General features: G+C 63.1%; 19 protein-coding genes, 5 pseudogenes and 1 other annotated feature. Of the genes and pseudogenes, 16 read left to right on the top strand and 8 right to left on the bottom strand.

The features are described from left to right. Positions 1–473 precede the first annotated feature (473 nt). From BU28_RS0114395 to BU28_RS26630, 3 genes and pseudogenes are all read right to left on the bottom strand, one after another. Positions 474–749: a hypothetical protein gene (locus BU28_RS0114395; RefSeq protein ID WP_028720099.1), complete on the bottom strand. Its 276-nt coding sequence runs from the start codon at positions 747–749 to the stop codon at positions 474–476. A gap of 54 nt (positions 750–803) precedes the next feature. Next, positions 804–1,028, bottom strand: a pseudogene (locus BU28_RS23150) (transposase domain-containing protein); the annotation flags it as partial. Next, complete coding sequence (locus tag BU28_RS26630) at positions 1,022–1,144, bottom strand: hypothetical protein (RefSeq protein ID WP_269845856.1); 123 nt, start codon at positions 1,142–1,144, stop codon at positions 1,022–1,024. The pseudogene BU28_RS23150 and the gene BU28_RS26630, both read right to left, overlap by 7 nt. 190 nt (positions 1,145–1,334) lie before the next feature. Here BU28_RS26630 and BU28_RS25540 point away from each other — a divergent pair, with 190 nt between their 5' ends. Together BU28_RS25540 and BU28_RS0114375 are read left to right on the top strand one after the other, a co-directional pair. Continuing rightward, positions 1,335–1,511 (top strand): hypothetical protein, encoded by a 177-nt coding sequence (locus tag BU28_RS25540; protein WP_155992545.1) that lies wholly within the window; start codon positions 1,335–1,337, stop codon positions 1,509–1,511. Continuing rightward, positions 1,501–3,570 carry a recombinase family protein gene (locus BU28_RS0114375; RefSeq protein WP_028720098.1) on the top strand — a complete coding sequence of 690 codons (2,070 nt, stop codon included), beginning with the start codon at positions 1,501–1,503 and terminating at the stop codon, positions 3,568–3,570. Before BU28_RS25540 ends, BU28_RS0114375 begins: the two co-directional genes overlap by 11 nt. On the opposite strand, the pseudogene tnpC reads toward BU28_RS0114375, so the two are convergent. Beyond that, positions 3,541–4,281: pseudogene (gene tnpC, locus BU28_RS24750) on the bottom strand (IS66 family transposase); the annotation flags it as partial. The gene BU28_RS0114375 and the pseudogene tnpC overlap by 30 nt on opposite strands. A 72-nt stretch (positions 4,282–4,353) precedes the next feature. On the opposite strand from tnpC, the pseudogene BU28_RS25535 reads away from it, so the two are divergent. The 4 genes and pseudogenes from BU28_RS25535 to BU28_RS0114355 form a co-directional block, all read left to right on the top strand. Next, positions 4,354–4,484, top strand: a pseudogene (locus BU28_RS25535) (IS5/IS1182 family transposase); the annotation flags it as partial. Next, positions 4,480–4,933: pseudogene (locus BU28_RS24745) on the top strand (transposase); the annotation flags it as partial. The pseudogenes BU28_RS25535 and BU28_RS24745, both read left to right, overlap by 5 nt. Before the next feature lie 105 nt (positions 4,934–5,038). Beyond that, entirely contained in the window at positions 5,039–5,284 is a 246-nt protein-coding gene (locus tag BU28_RS0114360) for a type II toxin-antitoxin system Phd/YefM family antitoxin (RefSeq protein ID WP_028720095.1), read from the top strand. Then, entirely contained in the window at positions 5,284–5,679 is a 396-nt protein-coding gene (locus BU28_RS0114355) for a type II toxin-antitoxin system VapC family toxin (RefSeq protein ID WP_036762991.1), read from the top strand. Before BU28_RS0114360 ends, BU28_RS0114355 begins: the two co-directional genes overlap by 1 nt. Positions 5,680–5,769: 90 nt before the next feature. On the opposite strand, the gene scpB is transcribed toward BU28_RS0114355, so the two are convergent. Both scpB and BU28_RS0114345 read right to left on the bottom strand, forming a co-directional pair. Next, positions 5,770–6,387, bottom strand: a complete 618-nt coding sequence (scpB, locus tag BU28_RS23145; protein WP_036762989.1) for an SMC-Scp complex subunit ScpB — start codon at positions 6,385–6,387, stop codon at positions 5,770–5,772. Position 6,388: 1 nt separating this feature from the next. Continuing rightward, positions 6,389–7,306 carry a DUF1403 family protein gene (locus BU28_RS0114345; protein ID WP_028720093.1) on the bottom strand — a complete coding sequence of 306 codons (918 nt, stop codon included), beginning with the start codon at positions 7,304–7,306 and terminating at the stop codon, positions 6,389–6,391. 294 nt (positions 7,307–7,600) lie between these two features. On the opposite strand from BU28_RS0114345, the gene BU28_RS25530 reads away from it, so the two are divergent. The 7 genes from BU28_RS25530 to BU28_RS0114310 all read left to right on the top strand — a co-directional run bounded on the left by BU28_RS25530 (position 7,601) and on the right by BU28_RS0114310 (position 13,843). Then, positions 7,601–7,822 carry an antitoxin VbhA family protein gene (locus tag BU28_RS25530; protein ID WP_028720092.1) on the top strand — a complete coding sequence of 74 codons (222 nt, stop codon included), beginning with the start codon at positions 7,601–7,603 and terminating at the stop codon, positions 7,820–7,822. A gap of 3 nt (positions 7,823–7,825) precedes the next feature. Next, positions 7,826–8,437 (top strand): Fic/DOC family protein, encoded by a 612-nt coding sequence (locus BU28_RS0114335; protein ID WP_028720091.1) that lies wholly within the window; start codon positions 7,826–7,828, stop codon positions 8,435–8,437. Next, positions 8,430–9,458, top strand: a complete 1,029-nt coding sequence (locus tag BU28_RS0114330; RefSeq protein WP_051578213.1) for a tyrosine-type recombinase/integrase — start codon at positions 8,430–8,432, stop codon at positions 9,456–9,458. The genes BU28_RS0114335 and BU28_RS0114330 overlap by 8 nt, the downstream gene beginning before the upstream one ends. A gap of 452 nt (positions 9,459–9,910) precedes the next feature. Next, entirely contained in the window at positions 9,911–11,116 is a 1,206-nt protein-coding gene (gene repA, locus BU28_RS0114325) for a plasmid partitioning protein RepA (protein ID WP_028720089.1), read from the top strand. Next, the gene (gene repB, locus BU28_RS0114320; RefSeq protein WP_028720088.1) at positions 11,106–12,071 is read left to right on the top strand and encodes a plasmid partitioning protein RepB; all 966 of its coding nucleotides are present in this window, start codon (positions 11,106–11,108) and stop codon (positions 12,069–12,071) included. The genes repA and repB overlap by 11 nt, the downstream gene beginning before the upstream one ends. A gap of 224 nt (positions 12,072–12,295) precedes the next feature. Continuing rightward, entirely contained in the window at positions 12,296–13,504 is a 1,209-nt protein-coding gene (locus BU28_RS23140) for a helix-turn-helix domain-containing protein (RefSeq protein ID WP_081791397.1), read from the top strand. 21 nt (positions 13,505–13,525) lie between these two features. After that, positions 13,526–13,843, top strand: coding sequence for a hypothetical protein (locus BU28_RS0114310; RefSeq protein WP_143809834.1), 318 nt, complete (start codon positions 13,526–13,528; stop codon positions 13,841–13,843). A gap of 254 nt (positions 13,844–14,097) precedes the next feature. Here BU28_RS0114310 and BU28_RS25525 read toward each other — a convergent pair whose 3' ends face one another. After that, positions 14,098–14,259 (bottom strand): hypothetical protein, encoded by a 162-nt coding sequence (locus tag BU28_RS25525; RefSeq protein WP_155992541.1) that lies wholly within the window; start codon positions 14,257–14,259, stop codon positions 14,098–14,100. A gap of 110 nt (positions 14,260–14,369) precedes the next feature. On the opposite strand from BU28_RS25525, the gene BU28_RS25520 reads away from it, so the two are divergent. From BU28_RS25520 to BU28_RS0114290, 3 genes are all read left to right on the top strand, one after another. Beyond that, on the top strand, positions 14,370–14,600 hold the full coding sequence (locus tag BU28_RS25520) for a hypothetical protein (RefSeq protein WP_143809835.1): 231 nt from the start codon (positions 14,370–14,372) through the stop codon (positions 14,598–14,600). A gap of 180 nt (positions 14,601–14,780) precedes the next feature. Further along, the gene (locus BU28_RS0114295) at positions 14,781–14,963 is read left to right on the top strand and encodes a hypothetical protein (RefSeq protein WP_143809837.1); all 183 of its coding nucleotides are present in this window, start codon (positions 14,781–14,783) and stop codon (positions 14,961–14,963) included. Between the two features lie 10 nt (positions 14,964–14,973). Then, positions 14,974–15,906, top strand: coding sequence for an IS5 family transposase (locus tag BU28_RS0114290; protein ID WP_028720084.1), 933 nt, complete (start codon positions 14,974–14,976; stop codon positions 15,904–15,906). Between the two features lie 57 nt (positions 15,907–15,963). Here BU28_RS0114290 and BU28_RS24740 read toward each other — a convergent pair. After that, positions 15,964–16,703, bottom strand: a pseudogene (locus BU28_RS24740) (IS3 family transposase); the annotation flags it as partial. Continuing rightward, positions 16,306–16,422, bottom strand: a sequence feature (AL1L pseudoknot). (Overlaps the previous pseudogene by 117 nt.) Positions 16,704–16,843: the final 140 nt, after the last annotated feature.

Genomic DNA, 16,843 nt, shown 5'->3' with positions numbered 1-16,843 from the left:
GACGATGGCATGACAGTGCAAAGCTTGCCATCGCGCCTCGGTACGTCGGGCGTGTGAGGAGATCACTGAACAGTAAGGGCAAAGGATCGACAAGATCCGGGTTGGAGAAAGCAGTATTTGTCGTGGAGCCGAAGAGCTCGCTCTGTTGATTTGCCTCTGACCCGCGCATCGCCATACCGGCCTGCGGCCACGTTCGAGCCGCACCATGAGGCCTGATACATGACCGCATCCGATCACGCGTCTGAGCTATTCAAATACCACTTGCACGAAAGGGGGCATCCATACATGACAAATGGCGGAGCCAGAGGCGGATCGACGTGATGTCGATGAAGCCCAGGAAGCTTTCGGCGGTCTTGTCGTGAGCCGGGTGGCGACGCGACGGGCATTCTTGAGCTTGTTGCGTGGGGATCGACGTCGTTCATCTTGCATCTGTGGACGCCCCGTTGTAAGCGGTGTTCTGACCCCACGCGGCGTCAGTTTTTGCGGAATGGGATGACGTTATCGCCTCGCATGAATGCGACTGCGCCTGCAGCCTCGATGGCTTGGATCGCCGTATTGCGAGCGTCTTTGTCCGAGGCGAACTGGTCATCCCAAACGTGGCAGTGGCTGGTTCCTTCATGATCGACCACTTCGAGCGTCCAGGTCTTGTCCTGTTCGAGGCGGTAGATTTCAATGGAGAAGGGGAAGCCGTCGATGATGACGTGCTGGCTCTTACCGGAGGTGACCAGATTTGGTTCGTCTTCGATCATCGGCGGCGCTCCTGGGATATTGCGTTTTCGACTATGCCGCCTGCTTTGGTCAGGTCAATCGGTCGAGGGCTTACGCGCCCAGTTCCACGGGAGAAGATCGTCGATCCGCCTTTGCCTATGGCCCTGAACGATTGCGGTGAGGGTGGCGGACAGCCACGCATGAGGGTCGACGCCGTTCATTTTGCAGGTTTCTATGAGCGAGGCGATGACGGCCCAGTTTTCGGCCCCGGCGTCGTGGCCTGCAAAGAGGGCGTTCTTGCGGTTAAGGGTCATCACCCGTTCATTCTGCCCATGTCGGGCAATTTGTTGAGGTGCATTACCGCTGGCACGCGCTTTTCGGCCGACAGTTTCGGGTCGAGCGCGTCGACCGACGCAAGTCCGGCCAGTTCGTCCATATCGAGGTGCTGCCTGGAGTATTCATGGTCGTGGCCGCGTGGATGCTCGATCCGGCATCTTGCACCGGCATGGACCTCGGCACACCGCGCGTGTCACTCGTGGTCCTGTCAGATCTCGATGACCTTCTGAGTCGGCGCGGTCTTCGGCGAAGCTCTTCCGGTGATCCCATCGTCGGAAAGGAACAGACCGATGCAAGACCTGCCCATCAAGCCTTCATGCCCCAGGCAATTGCAGATGCAGTTCGACTCGAAGCGGTTGCGCGGGATGAGCCTACGAGAGCGCCAGCAGGTGGTGACGTGCCTGGCCATCCTCCTGGCCGAAGCGGCGGGAGCAAGCGAACCGGAGGGAAGCGATAATGGACGGTGATCTCCTTCCGCCGGCCATCCTGCAGCGCAAGGCGGTAGTCTATGTGCGTCAATCAACCCAAGCCCAAGTCGAACTCAACACCGAGAGCCGACGACGGCAATATGAATTGGTCGAGGTCGCACGTCGTCGCGGTTTCCGGACCGTGGATGTGATCGACGACGATCTCGGCCGCTCTGCCAGCGGCATGGTGGCCCGGCCCGGCTTCGAGAAGCTTGTCGCCGCCTTGTGCGCCGGGGAAGTCGGCGCCGTGCTCTGCTTTGACGCTTCGCGGCTGGCGCGTAACGGCAGGGACTGGCACCACCTGCTCGAACTGTGCGGGCTTGTCGAGGCGCGCGTTATCGACCTCGACGGCGTCTACGATCCTTGCTTGCCCAATGACCGCCTGCTCCTGGGTATGAAGGGCAGCATCAGCGAGTTTGAACTCGGGGTGATCCGAGCACGCATGATTGACGCCGCCCGGGCGAAGGCCCGCCGCGGCGAACTTCGGATCAGCGTGCCGATCGGCTATATCTGGCATCGCGAGATCGGGCTCGGCCTCGATCCCGACTTCCGGCTCCAGCAAGTGATCCGGTTGGTCTTCGAACGGTTCCGCCAACTCGGCAGCGCGCGGCAGACGCATCTGTCGCTGACGGCTGAGGGCGTTTTCTTTCCGCGGCCTTCGGACGGGAAGCGCCTGACAACCTTCGACTGGACAGCAATCCGCTACCGCAATGTCATCGGCCTGCTGAAGAACCCCTTCTACGCAGGGGCATATGTTTATGGAAAGAGCGAGAAGCGGATCGAATTGGTCGACGGGCGCGCGCGCAAGTCCTACGGCCATGGCAAACCACCGGAAGCGTGGGACGTGCTTATCCACGATCATCATGCCGCCTATATCAATTGGGCGGAATACGAGCGGAACCAGATAGTGCTCGCGGCCAACGCCTATGGACGTGCAGGTGGGCAGAAGTCCGGGCGTGGCGGTCGTGCCCTTCTCGCGGGTACGCTGACCTGCGGGCGGTGTGGCCGCGGGCTGGCTGTCGCCTATGCGGGCGCCCCTCCCGGTCGTCCGACCTATCGCTGCGATCGGCCCAATCTCATGCTCGGCCTGCCACGTTGTCTGAGCTTCGGCGGATCCCGTGTGGACGCCGCAATCGTATCGGAGATACTGCGCGTGGTCGAGCCGACGGCGATCGAGGCCGCACTGGAGGCGGAGCGGATGCACAGGGAAGGAGAAGCCGAGCGTCGGCGCGTGGCCGAACTCGATCTGCAGCAGTCAGAGTACGATGCTTCGCTGGCAGAACGGCGCTATGCCGCCTGCGACCCGGAGAACCGGCTTATCGCAGCTCAGCTTGAGAAGCATTGGGAAGCCGCATTGCGCCGTGTCGAGGCTTGCCGGGCACGCCTTGCCGCGACGGATACCCCGGACCCGACCGCGCCGATGCCCAACTTCGAGAGCTTGGCGGCGGACCTTTCCGCAGCCTGGTCGGCGCCGGGTGTCACGACCCGAAGCCGCCAGCAACTGATCCGGGCGCTGATCTCGGACATCATCGCCGATATTGACGACACGACACGGGAGGTCGTGCTGACGATCCACTGGCAAGGTGGTCAGCATTCGCAATTGCGGGTGCGTAAACCGAGGACGGGGGAACATGGTTGCCAGACGCCCGAGCAGGCTCTGGCCGTGATGGAGCGGATGGCAACGCGCTTTTCCGACACCGATATCGCGGCCACCTTGAACCGGATGGGCGTGCGCACCGGCCAGGACAAGACTTGGACGGCGCATCGGGTGGCCTCCATCCGCAGGGTCCGCAGTATCCACGCCTTTCGCTCGGCCGAGAAGGACGGCGCTTGGCTCACCATGCGCGAGGCTGCGGCAAAACTCGGGGTGACCAGCCATGTCGTGCGGCGGATGATCCAGGACGGGATTTTGCCTGCCGAGCAGGTCGTTCCGGGCGCGCCCTGGCAAATCCGGGCCAAAGAACTCGAGAGCAAATGTGTCGTCGAGGCACTTAGACAGACGGGACGCCCGCGTCACGCTGACGACCAGAACCAACTTCCAATGTTTCCAGATACTTGAAGAAGAGGGGTATAATGACTCACCACTCGTGATGGGGCGGATGGTGCGTTCGACGGTGTTGTTGTCGATCTCGACGCGGCCATCGTTGAGGAAGCGGCCAAGGCCGTCGCGGTATTTAGCGATGTAGGCGAGCGCTTCGCCCAATGGGGACTTCGCCGAGGCCCGGGCGCGGTGGTGCGTCAGCCAGTCATCGAGACGGGTGAGGATCGGGGCGGAGCGATCCTGCCGGATGGCCAGTCGGGTGGCGGGGTCGCCGCCGCGGATCTCGGCCTCGATGGCGTAGAGATCGCGGATGAGGGCCACGCCTTCCTCGGCAATTGGCGCAGGTCCGGTGCGGGTGATCTCGATCAGCTTACGGCGCGCGTGCGCCCAGCAATAGGCAAGCTGTATGCCCGGACCGATCCGGTCCGCTGCAATCAGTCGGTTGTATCCGGCATAGCCGTCGACCTGCAGAATGCCGCCAAATCCCTGCAAGATGCGCTCGGCATGCTGGCCTCCCCGACCGGGGGCATAGGTGAAGGCCACGCCCGGTGGTGACGTGCCGCCCCACGGTCGGTCATCGCGGGCCAGCGCCCAGAAGTATCCGGTCTTCGTCTTTCGTGCCCCCGGATCGAGGACGGGGGCGCGGGTCTCATCCATGAAGAGCTTGGTGGATCGCTTCAGGTCAGCCATCAGCGCGTCATGGACGGGGCGGAGCTCGAAGGCGGCGCGATGCCTTGCTGCCCTGGAACTGGTCCCCGCTTCCTGCAACGCTACCCGAGGCCGCCTGATGGCAACCGTTGCCTGAAGGCGCACCGCACGGCGACAAGCCTTCGGTCGAAAAAAGGGGGGCCGGCGACCAGAGGGGCCGTCTGATCGGCCGAACGAAAGGCGGCATGAACACCAAGCTGCATGCTGTCGTCGATGCCGCTGGAGGATCACGCCAGCATCTCGATCGTGGCCCGGCGCAATGGCGTGGCGCCGAACCTGTTGTATCGTTGGCGGCGTCTGATGCTCGAAGGGGGAAGCGTTGCCGTGACCGAGGACGACGATGTCACCAGTAGTCGCGTCGTGCGCGAGATGGAAAGCCGGATCCGCGAGCTGGAACGCCAGCTGGGGCGCAAGACCATGGAAGTGGAGATCCTGCGCGAAGCGCTGGACAAGTCACGGGTAAAAAAACCGACCTTGCTCGTGCGGTCGCCGCTGAAGGGCGATTTCCAGTGAAGGTCGTGGCAGAGACGTTCGGCGTGGCGCGATCAAACCAGGGTCGCAGCAGGCCGCGGCGGGCTATCACAAGGCCGAGGATTCCGATCTGGTGCCGCAGATCATGGCTCTACTCGCCGCGCGGCCGACCTATAGCTACCGCCGGATCACCGCGATCCTGAGGTGAGCGAAGCGCCCGGCTTTTCAGCGCGGACCCTGATAGTCAGCCATCTTGATAAGTTCGATACTACAGACTAGATTGAAAACCAGTTTACAGGATTGTGCCATGCGCGAGATCGGGGCCTTCGAGGCCAAAACCCACCTGTCCGAACTGCTGGGCGCCGCTAGCGCGGGCGAAACGGTAACGATCACCAAGCGCGGAAAACCAGTCGCTCGGCTGGTGCCTCCTGCCGGCAGTGATCGCGCCGAAGCTCTGCTTCGCATGGCCGAACTGCGTCGCAGGCTGGCAGGACGGCCGATTGATATCGGGATAGACGACATCCTGTCGGCCAGAGACGAAGGGCGGCGTTGATGCTCGTTATCGACGCCTCGGCGTTGATCGCGTGGATCATGCCGGACGAATCCGGTGTTGACCTCGCTTCCCTGACAGCCAGGCACGACGAGATCGAAGCCCCATGGCTGCTGTGGGCTGAAGTGCGCAATATCCTGATCGTCAACGAACGGCGGGGCCGCGTTCCGGCCGGCGCTGTCGAGCAGATCATCGAGGTGGTCGATGCCTTCGGCGTCACTCTGGACACGAAGCCGGCACAGTCGGTCGTGATCGATCTGGCCCGGCGGCACGGTCTGACCATCTATGATTCCCTTTATCTGGAACTAGCCTTGCGGAAAGGCGCCGCTCTTGCGACGCTTGATGCGGCCTTGATCCGCGCGGCCAGAGCCGAAGGCGTGCAGGTCGAACAGAACTAGCCTCGCTCGATCGGCTTCCTCCCGCAAGGCAAAGGGTCAGACTGCTGTGAACATTGGCGCATTTTGCCCGCGCCGCGCCTTGGGCTCTGCTCACTCCTCCCCCGCCAGCGGCATCCCCAGGTCCATGCTCTCGCCCTCCAGCAACCCGGCATCCTGCATCGCCTCCAGATCGGGCAGGTCGCGCAGGGTTTCCAGCCCGAACTGCGCCAGGAAGCCCGGGGTGGTGACATAGGTATAGGGCGCGCCGGGCTCGGGACTGCGCGGGCCGCGGCCGATCAGGCCCTGGCGCTGCAGCCGGGCGATCAGGTCACGGCTCACCTCGCGGCCGGTCAGGCGCGCAATCGCGCCGCGCGTGACCGGCTGCATGTAGGCAATGATGGTCAGGACCAGCGCCTCGTTCGGAGTGAGGTCGCGAGGGGCGTCACGCTCGCCGAGCGCGGCGCAGATCGCCTCGGCATGGCGCGCGCGCGTGGTGAGCTGCCAACCGCCGGCGGCGCGGGTGATGGCGTAGGGACGCTCGGCCAGGTCGGCGGCGATATCCTCGATCAGCAGATCGAGCGCGCAGTCGCGGCCGACCACCCGGGCCAGCACCTCGCGACCGACCGGCTCGGCCGCGGCGAACAGCACCGCCTCGACGCGGGCCATCCATTCGCGCCAGCGCAGGGCTTGCGGCAGGTCGGCCAGCTCGGTGTCGAGCGCCCCGGCCATGTCAGAGCCCGTAGAGCCGGAAGCTGGCCCGGCCGGTCAGCTCGCGCACCGCACCGAGCGCCACCAGCCGTTCGAAGAGCCGGCGCGCGGCGCGGTCGCTGGCGCGGGCCCCGGCCTGGGCCGGCAGCGCATCCTCGGTCAGCAGCCGGGCCAGGGTGGCATCGGCATCCTTGCTGCGCAGTTTCGGCGCGGCGCCGCGCAGCCGGTCGGCGCGGCGGGTCAGGTCCGCATGCAGGTCCAGGGCGGCCACGGCCCCCCTGCCCCAGGCGCCGGCGCAGGCCGCAAGCCAGGCCGCGCCCTGCAAGCGGAACGCCGCGCGCGGCAGATGCGCGGCCAGCAGCGGCACCGGCCGGGTCCAGCCAAGCGCCCGGGCCAGAGCCGCATCGGCCAGCCAAAGGGCCAGGCCGCGGTGGGCGGGGCCAAGCGCCAGAACTTCGGCCGCCGCCTCGGCGGCAAAGCGCGGCGGCAGGCTGCGGCCGACGAAGCGCGCGCCCAGATCGCCCAGCAGGTCCCGAAGCGGCGCGGCGGGCAGGTCGAAGGCCGCCGGCAGGCGCGTGGGCCAGTCGGCCGCGCGCAGCGCCCGCGCCTCGCCGAGAAAACGCCAGCCGGCCAGCATCCGGCCAGCAGGGCCGGGATCGTCGCCGGGTCGGGTCAGCGCCAGGGCATCGCGCAGCTGGGCCGCACGCTCGCGCCGGCCCTCCAAGGTGGAGACGGCGGTCGCAGTCTGCAGGGCCAGGCGCTGGCGCCAGAGGCTGCCGACCGGATCGTCAGCGCGCGCGACCGGGTCCAGAACCGCCAGCGCCGCTCCAACAGAGAAGACAGCGTATTCTGATGTTTCCGCGCCGCCGCCGCCGCGGATCCAGCGGGGCAGGACGGGCAGCGAGCAGGCGTCGTCAGGCGGTGAGGCAGCAAGATCCATGGTTGGAGACTAGCACGGAGCGGCGCTTTTGGCCAGATTTGCTTCGAAAAAGCGCCGCCCTTGTCACGAGGGGAAAACATCCGATAATGTTGCCTTATCGGATGTTGGACTTTTCCATGGAAGAATGCGCTGTGAGACCGCCCAGACAGCCGGAAATCGCCCTTGGAGGCGCCTGCGAGGCCTCGCGGGTCAAGGGTCTCGATTGATGTTTCCGCAGCGAGGCCGATGGAAAGCGCGATGATGCAGCCCCGTCCGATCCCTGCTACACTTGCGCCAACTGACAGGATTTTCGTAATGCGCCCCAGGACCTCTCATCCGCTGACGGAACCCCTCCGCCGTGCGACCCCCACCGCACGGCTTATGGCGAGCGCGATTGCCAGCCAAGAGATTGAAGGGTTCCGTCTCGACCCGCAGGCAGCAGCCGAGTTGCGCGAAGTGGAAGCCGGATCGCTGAGCCTGTCGGATTTGCGCACTCGCCTGCTGGAGCGCTACCGCAGACCGTCCTCTGTCGGCTGACCCATGGCCAAATACGACAGCGACGACCGGCATCTCCATCCAGATTCCGGTGTGCTCGTCAATCTGCTCGGAATCACGGATCAGGCAGAGCTTGACGACGCCGAAGCTGCGCTGGTTTTGGTCGCCACACTCAGGATCGGCGCAGCCCCCCTGCCCGAGCCACCGGAAGGACCCGGTTTCCCCTATTTTCTGGCTATTCATCGCGCCTTGTTCGGTGACATCTATGCTTGGGCTGGCAGTATCCGGGAAGTCGACATCTCCAAAGGTGGCAGTCGCTTTGCGAACTGGCGCTTCATCGAGCAGGAGGGCGTACGGCTGACGGCAGAACTGGCGCGGGAACACTGGCTTGCCGGACTGCCGGCGGACCGCTTTGCGGAGCGCATGGCCTGGTACATGGGCGAGTTGAACGTCCTGCATCCCTTCCGGGATGGGAACGGCCGCGCCTTGCGCGAATATGTGCGCTATCTGGCGGAACGCGCGGGCCATCCACTGACCTGGGCAGGCGTACCCCCAGACGAAATGCTTTCCGCATCCATCGCTGCTTATCGCGGCGATGCCGCCCCGCTGGCCGCATTGCTCTTGCGGCAGATCAGAGTCGTCGGCCGCGATGATTGACGACAGTCACCCCCCTGCCCCGTCCGACCATCAGCCCCCAGCCCTGCGCGACCTGGCCGAGCGCGCCCGCGGCTATGCCGAGGCCGCCAGTTCCGCCAACACCCGCCGCGCCTATGCCGCCGACTGGAAACACTTCGCTGCCTGGTGCCGGCGCGAGGGGCTGGACGCCCTGAACCCCGACCCGCAGGTCACGGGCCTCTACATCACCGCCTGCGCCAGCGGGGCACGATCCGTCGGCGGACGCAAGAACGCCGTCTCGACCATCGAGCGGCGGCTCTCGGCGATCAGCTGGGCCTATACCCAGCGCGGCCTGACGCTCGACCGCCGCGACCGCCACATCGCCACCGTGCTGGCCGGCATCCGCAACAGCCACGCCGCACCGCCGCGCCAGAAGGCGGCGATCCTGCCCGAGGACCTGCTGGCCATGCTGGAGACCTGCGACCGCGGCAGCCTCCGGGGCCTGCGCGACCGGGCCATGCTGCTTCTGGGGTTCGCCGGCGGGCTGCGGCGGTCCGAGATCTCCGGCCTCGACCTGGGCAGCGATCAGACCCCCGACGGCCGCGGCTGGGTCGAGATCCTGCCCGGCGGCCTGCTTCTCACCCTGCGCGGCAAGACCGGCTGGCGCGAGGTCGAGATCGGCCCCGGCTCCGCTCCTGCCAGCTGTCCGGTCCAGGCGCTGCAGACCTGGCTGCGCCTCTCGCGCATCAGCGAGGGGCCGCTCTTTCGCCGCATCACCGGCCAGGGCCGCGCGGTCGGCCCGATGCGGCTCAACGACCGCGAGGTCGCCCGCCTGGTCAAGCGCGCCGCCACCGCCGCCGGCCTGCGCGGCGACCTGCCCGAGGCCGAGCGCCCTGCCCTGTTCGCCGGCCACTCGCTGCGCGCCGGCCTCGCCTCCTCGGCCGAGGTCGACGAGCGCCACATCCAGAAGCAGCTCGGCCACGCCAGCGCCGAGATGACCCGACGCTATCAGCGACGACGGGACAGGTTCAGGGTCAATCTGACAAAAGCAGCAGGGTTGTGAGGCGGAGACGCTGGTAACGCTACAGAGGAGAACCTGCCCAATTTTCACGGCTTACATCTTACCGTACCAAGAATCGGCTCTTTCTTACGTGTCCTGATGGCGACTGCTAACTGCAAATTTTTCCGTTACTAGCACTTCAAGAGACAGCTCAGTCTCTTCAAGTTCGGGCCTGTGATCGCCGTGACTCCTGAAAGCACCTCAGCAGTATTTTTCCTTTTAATAACAGAGTATTGATACAATTTCTACGACTGCCGAGTAGAACTAGAGGCATATATGGTAGAACCGAGTCGCACCAACGCAAGATGTCGTTGAACGATTTTTCTTGAGAACTGCGGCCTATGCAGTCATAGCTGTAACGACAAAGGCAGTAAATAATCGCGAAATGCGTTTCCGGCAGAGAAGATCGGCTTCTTGCTCCCGGTAACACGAACAGGCGACACAGCGAGCGGACGATGACACTACCTGTTCTTCACGACAAGCTGAAGGCTGACGCCAAACTCCTCTCCGAGGCGCTGGAGCGTATGTCGAAGCTCTTCCTTGCGCCCAAAGAAGAAAAGACTCTGCGGAGATTCACTTCTGCAGAAGTCGCTGAGCTTCTACGGGTCAGCGACGGTTATCTTCGCAAAGCCCATTTCGACAACAAGATTCCTGATGTCGAACAGGGACCCAATGGCAAGCGGCAGTATTCGGCCGAGTCGATCATCGACATCCGCCACATAATGGCGCAGACCGCCAAAGACCCGTTCCAATACCTGCCCGGTCGCCGCAAGGGTGATAAGCTTCAGATCTGGTCGACCGTTAACTTCAAGGGCGGGTCATCCAAGACTACGACCACCGCGACCCTTGCGATGCGCCTCGCGTTGCGCGGCTATCGTGTGCTGGTGGTCGACGCAGACCCCCAAGCCTCGCTGACCACATTCTTCGGTTATCAGCCAGAGATCGATTTTCGTCACGGCGGCACCCTATACGACGCCATCCGATATAACGACGGGGATACCTCACGAGCCTCGATCACTACCGTTCTGCGGAACACTTACTTTCCCGGCCTTCACTTGGTTCCTGCAGGTATCCTGCTGTCCGAATTCGAAACCGAGACCCCAACTGCGCTCAGCCGCGGCGAACAACCAGTCTTCTTCAACCGGATCAGAGATGCCCTGCGCCAGGTCGAGGACGATTATGACATCGTGCTGATCGATTGCCCGCCGCAACTCGGTTATCTGACCATGTCGGCGGTTTGTGCGTCCACATCACTCCTCATGACAATCACACCCGAGCGGGTGGATCTCGCTTCGGCCAGCCAGTTCCTGATGATGGCCTCCGGTGTGATGGAAGTGTTGCACATAAACGGCGCAGCTGGTGCGTTCGACAATTTCGCCTATCTGCTGACCCGGTTTGATACGTCGATCAGCACGCAGCAAGATCTTGCCGAATGGATACGCGAGTTGCTGGGCAACAGTGTGATCCCCACCCCCTTCGTGAAATCTTCGGCTGTCAGTGAGGCTGGCCTGTCACAGCGCACCATCTTTGAAGTCGACCTGACCATGATAAAGAACCGCAAGACATTCGAGAGGGCATTGGAATCTGCCATCGGATTTTCCAACGATGTCGAGAAACTCATTCAGGCGGCGTGGGGCCGGGAGGTGACCGATGCGAAATAACATTCTTGCTCAAAGCCTTCAGAAGAGTCTTGAGGGTAGCAAGGCTGCTGCCGAGGCGACACCCTCCTCCCCTGCCGCTACGGCAGACGGGCCGAGATCGCTGCGCTCCATGGCCGATGTGCTGTCAAGCGTTTCGGCCCAAGCGCCACAGGAAATTGACCCTGCCGAAATCGCAGATTCCGAGGTCGCAGACAGGTTCGACGTGCAAGACGGCCTGAACGACCTGGTAGAGTCGATCCGTGCCTCAGGCCAACAGTTGCCGGTCATGCTGCGGCACCGGCGCGGTGCAGGACCCCGATACGAAGTCGTCTATGGACGCCGCAGGATTGCTGCCTGCCGGGCACTCGGCATCAAGGTGATAGCCCATATCAAGGAGATGAGCCTTGATGAGGCTCTGATGTCCCAAGCCCTAGAAAACTCGGCAAGGTTAGAGCGGAGCTTCATTGAACAGGCAGTCTTTGCGACCAAGCTCGATGAAGCAGGCTTTAGCGCCGAGCGTATTTGCCAAGCGCTGGCCATCGACACCAGCACCCTCAGTCGGCTGAGGACAGTTGTACGCGATATCCCAGAGCAGCTCATTCGCGGTATTGGAGCAGCCCAAGGTGTCGGCCGGCGTCCTTGGATGGAGCTTCGCGACTTGATAAAGGGTGCGACGGACAAGACGGTACAGAAGGTTGTCGCGATAATACCTGAGTCCGGCTCTGCAGCAGAGCGATTGGAGGCAGTCATCAGTGCTCTCTCCTCGGGCAGTGTCCACGACGAGCCTAAGGCGCAACGGTCTCGCTTACTGCCGCAGCGCACAGTTGTGGCAGGTTCTGTCAGCTATCAATTAACCACGGGAAACATGGTTCTTCGTGCAGAACGCAAGAACGACCGTGCCTTTCTGCAATACGTCAAGAATCACCTTCCTCAACTCTATTCGGACTGGGTAAGAGAAGGCGAGAAAAATTCGTAACACATTGATTATTAACGTTTGACCATGGTCAAAGTTTGACTTTGGTCGATCCTAAGAGTGGCAAGAAACTAAACAAAGGAGCGGACACAAGGTAAAAAGAAACCCCCCGAAAGCGGTGAGCTAACGAAGGGTCCCTGTAACTTTGCACTTACTAGGTAGCCCGAAAAACGAATCAGCGCAACACCGATTTCGGTGATCGGACTTCGTTTGCCGTCTGAAATCGCATGAAACACATCACATCCACGGCCGTTGCGGCCGGGGCACGGGGGATCTGTGCCGCATCCGTGGAGCAATCGCTCCCCGGCATGGGGTCGATCAGCCAGCAGCCGGTGTTTCGGCCGGTGCTTCGGCGCGAGATCATGGCCGCGGTCAACACCTGCAGCCGCGATCTCGGCCTCCGGCAGGGAGCGGTCGTCGTCCTCGACGCGCTGTTGAGCTGCCTGCCCTGCCAAGGCGCGGATGGGCGGGAGGCGCCGGTCGCTCCGAGCACCCTGCTCACGGTCTATGCCAGCAACGAAACGCTCTGCTTCCGCGCCAAGGGTCTCACCGATCGTCAGCTGCGCCGTCATCTGGAAACGCTGGAGAACGCTTGCCTGCTCCGGCGGCGGGACAGCGCCAACGGCAAGCGCTTCCCGGTCATGCAGCATGGAAAGCCCATCGGGGCCTTTGGACTGGATCTCTCCCCCCTCTTCACCCGCGCGGATGAGCTTCTTGCACTGGCGCTCCGGCGCCGAGAAGAAGCGGAGGAATTGCGCGGCATTCGGGCGCAGATCCTGCGGCTGCGGGCCGCCTGCGCCGATTTGCACCTGGACGATGCACAGGCTGCCTTTGTCGACGGCCTGCGCAACCTGGTGCGGCGCACAACGCTGACACTCGTCGAAGCCCGCGCCGCTCTCGCGCAGCTGACCGCGGTGCTTTCGCGTGACACGGGAAGTCCTGTGCCCGAGACAGTTGCTTCGGCGGCACCCACGCCGACCACGCCTACCGAGGTGGAAATCCCTCAGGCTGAACCAGACGCCGAACCCGTCGAGGAACGCGCAGTCGAGCCCGCATTCGCCGCGATCGCAGTTTGCAGCGCCCCTGCCCTTCAGCCCCTTGAAACGGATAAAACGCCCGCCTCTGACGGACAGGATGTCCGCCACATAGAGCAAGACTCAGATACAAAAAAAAGAGAGACTGGAGAAGGCACGGCTGCCTGCTGGAGCGACCTGACCGAGGTCAGCGCCTTCCATGCCGAACCAAAGAACGCCAGGGAAGCAACCATCATTGCCTTCGAGTTCGGAAGAATGCTGAGAATAAGCCGGGACCTCCTGGCCAACGCAGTAACCAGACTGGGCCTCTGGGAGCTTCTCAGGCTCGAAGACCGCATGGCACGACAAATCGGCAGTATCCTGAACCCCGATGCCTATTTGCGAACGGTGCTTCGGTCCTGACCGTGGACCCAGCCGCATGAGATGACACGAAATGAAGTGGCCACTGGTCATTTATTCCCGCTATTGTTCCAGATGCTTCCAAAGCGCGTGATGGGCAGCCTCTACTCGCAGACCAAAGACCAGGACGCAATGCGGCTGGTTTTCAGGGAAGCGCTGAGCAAGGGTGATGAGTTCATCAACACCGCGGGCAATCTTGGGTCATGGACAGGAATCTTTCCCGACTATCAGCCGCCAATCCTCTGCGCCGTTAAAGGACGCAATTGGATCCTAATTACCGTCCGCCGGAGCATGCCACCGCCGCCAGCCGATCTCTCGAGCAAGCGCAGCCACGCCAGGTAACAACCATCCGCAACGTCGATTCACCGCATGGACGCTGCTGGCTTGGCGTGGGGCATCGCGGCCTCGTGCCTATAACCAGTGTTCCGGAAATCGAAGGCTGGTCTGGTTCGACCTCGGCAAAGGCCCGCCGCTGGCCTTTGTCGCCGGTATCTGCAGCGAATGGACCTCACTCTGGAGGTCATGAAGTTAAAGCGGGCAGGGGAGGCCACCGCATTCTTCGGAGTGCTGAGTTGTGAGTTGAAGTCAGGCCTGGGTCATTCGAACGTCATGCCCGTCATTCCGGCCAGGCAGAGGGCTGGCGCCACCGATTGACCGCGGACAAGCCAGAAGCAAAGGCGCTTCAGCGGCCATCGGCCGGCAACCGCATTCAGATCGTCGTGGATGGCGCCCTGTGTGAGCGGATCCTCGGCGCGCATGAAGGTCCGCTTGGGCTCTTGAGCGCCCACGTCTACAAAGCCAAAGTTGGGGCCGAACGGGATCTGAGCTATTTGAGGCCATGAGGCTCGCCGGGCTGATTGTCTGAATCGTGCTTGCGGATGACCGCGACCAGCCGATACCGGGGGCGCTTCCGGAAAGCGTGCCGGAACGGCTGCATCTCACTCAGGTACGAAGCGCGACCGATCTGCTCTGGAGCGCCGAGGAGGCGCTGCGCATGCAGGCTGTCGGGTTGATCATTGCCGCGCCGAGAAAGCCGATCTCGCTGACCGTGGGCCGTGGCTTCAGTTCGCATCCGAGGCGGGCCAAACCAGCTGTCTGATGCTGATCCAGAAGGGCAGGGGCGGCCATGCCGCCGAGACCCGCTGGACCTGTAACCGCTTCCCGGAGCAGCAGGCTTGGCAAGGCACCTGCAAAGCCTTGGTAGGAACAAAATAAGAACATTTGCATCCTTTGACATGAGCTGGAATGGCGCGACGGCCGCTTTCGCCCAATGCTTTCCATGCGCCACGCCGATCCGGTGCGCGAGGGATCGGCGCTTGAACAAGTGCGCCGGTGGGCCCACCGCAATTGGTCGCATGCCGCGAAGGACGGCCCCGCCGGGCTGATCATTGATGTCTCCGGCATGGCGTTGTTGCAAAACTCTGCGTGCCGGGGGATTCACGCAGCGGGGCTGGTAGAGTAAGCGTTTCGGCATGAGCAAGCCCGAAGCTGTCCGCTACCGCACGACGAACTGGAAGTCCTACAACAAGGCCCTGAAGCGGCGCGGGTCACTGCTGATCTGGCTGGACAAGGACATGGTCTGGCTGCCCCCCAAGGCGGGGCGTCCTGGTCGTCCGCCGGTGTTCTCTGATGCAGCGATCCAGTTCTGCCTGATGGTGAAGGTGCTCTTTGGCCTGCCACTCCGGCAAACAACCGGGATGGTGGCCAGCATTCTGAAGATGGCAGGGCTCGACTGGCCGGTGCCGGACTTCTCCACCCTGAGCCGCAGACAAGGATCTTTGGTGGTCGACATACCCCACCGCCGTGCAACGGGGCCGCTGAACCTGCTGGTCGACAGCACCGGGATCAAGTTCCTGGGCGACGGGGAATGGCTGGCGCGCAAGCACGGCACGCACCGCAGGCGCCAATACCGCAAGGTTCATCTGGCGATGGACACGGCCACCGGCGACATCCGAGCGGTGGAGTTCACCTCGAGCCGCGAAGGCGACAGCCCTGTGCTGCCGGATCTGCTGGATCAGATCCCGGCCGATGAACAGGTAGGCACCGTGACCGGCGACGGCGCCTTCGACACCCGGCGGTGTCACACCGCAATCGTCGATCGCGGCGGCACGGCCATCATCCCGATCCGCAAGAACGGACGCCTCTGGAAGGAGAACTGCCCTGCCGCCCGTGCCCGCAACGACATCCTTCGGGCGAGCAAACGCTTTGGGCGAGCAAACTGGAAGCACTGGTCCGGCTATCACGTCCGAAGTCGGATCGAGGCAAAAATGCGCTGCCTGAAGTCCTTCGGCGAGCGCATCGCCTCACGAGACCCCGACCGCCAGACCGCTGAGATCCACATCCGCATCGCCCTCATGAACCGCTTCAACACCCTCGGCACTGCCGAGACCGAACGCGTGGCCTAAGGCTGGTGGGGTAAGGGGACATCACGCTTCAACGCCGAGTTCTGCAACATCAATGCCGGTGAAATCCGATACCCAAAGCATGTTCGGGGCCGGAACGCGGAACTGGCGGTTCACCTTGTCCAGCGGACAGGGGGCTTTCTTGTCCGGGATCGTCGTCCTGTGCGGCTTGCCGCGGATAACGCCCTGAATACCCATGCTCTTCATTAGCCGTGCCACGGTGCATCGGGCGACATCGAAACCTTCGCGGCCCAGCTGCCGCCAAACCTTCCGGACGCCATAGACTCGCCAGTTCTCTTCGAAGACACGAAGGATCTCGGGGCGCAGCGCTTCGTCCTGACGTGCCCGATCAGACAGCCGAGATGGATCGGCCCGCTTCGCCAGATGATCATAGTAGGTGGACGGGGCGATCGGCAGTATGTTGCAGATCGGCTCGACCCCGTGCGCATCCCGATGCGCGTCGATGAAACCCACCATCACTTCGATCGGCGGTCAAGCTCCGCCATCGCAAAATACGCTGACGCATTGCGAAGGATCTCGTTCACCTGGCGCAGCTCGCGGTTCTCGCGTTCCAGCGCCTTCATCTTCTCGGCCATCTCGCTGGAGACGCCCGGACGCTTGCCGCTATCAACCTCGGCCTTCTTGACCCAATCGTTCAAGGTCTGAGGCGCACAGCCGATCTTCGCCGAAATCGACATGACCGCCTGCCACCGCGATCCATGCTGACCCTCATTGTCCAGGACCAACCGCACCGCGCGGTCACGCACTTCCGGAGAAAACTTGTTCGTTGTCTTGCTCATGATGCTCCACCTTACTCAGGAGTTGGAGCCTCCGGCAAACCCGGCGCGTGTGTGGATGCCCCCTGTTTGGCAAGCATAATCTTCGATTTGTCGGCCGGGTCTTCGATCGGACGTGTGTCAGGCCTCTGAACGTGGCCTTC

The sequence above is a fragment of the Paracoccus yeei ATCC BAA-599 genome (assembly GCF_000622145.1).
GTDB classification, from domain to species: Bacteria; Pseudomonadota; Alphaproteobacteria; order Rhodobacterales; family Rhodobacteraceae; genus Paracoccus; species Paracoccus yeei.
Note: the sequence above shows the minus strand (reverse complement) of the source record. Positions and strands in the feature narration are given on the sequence as shown.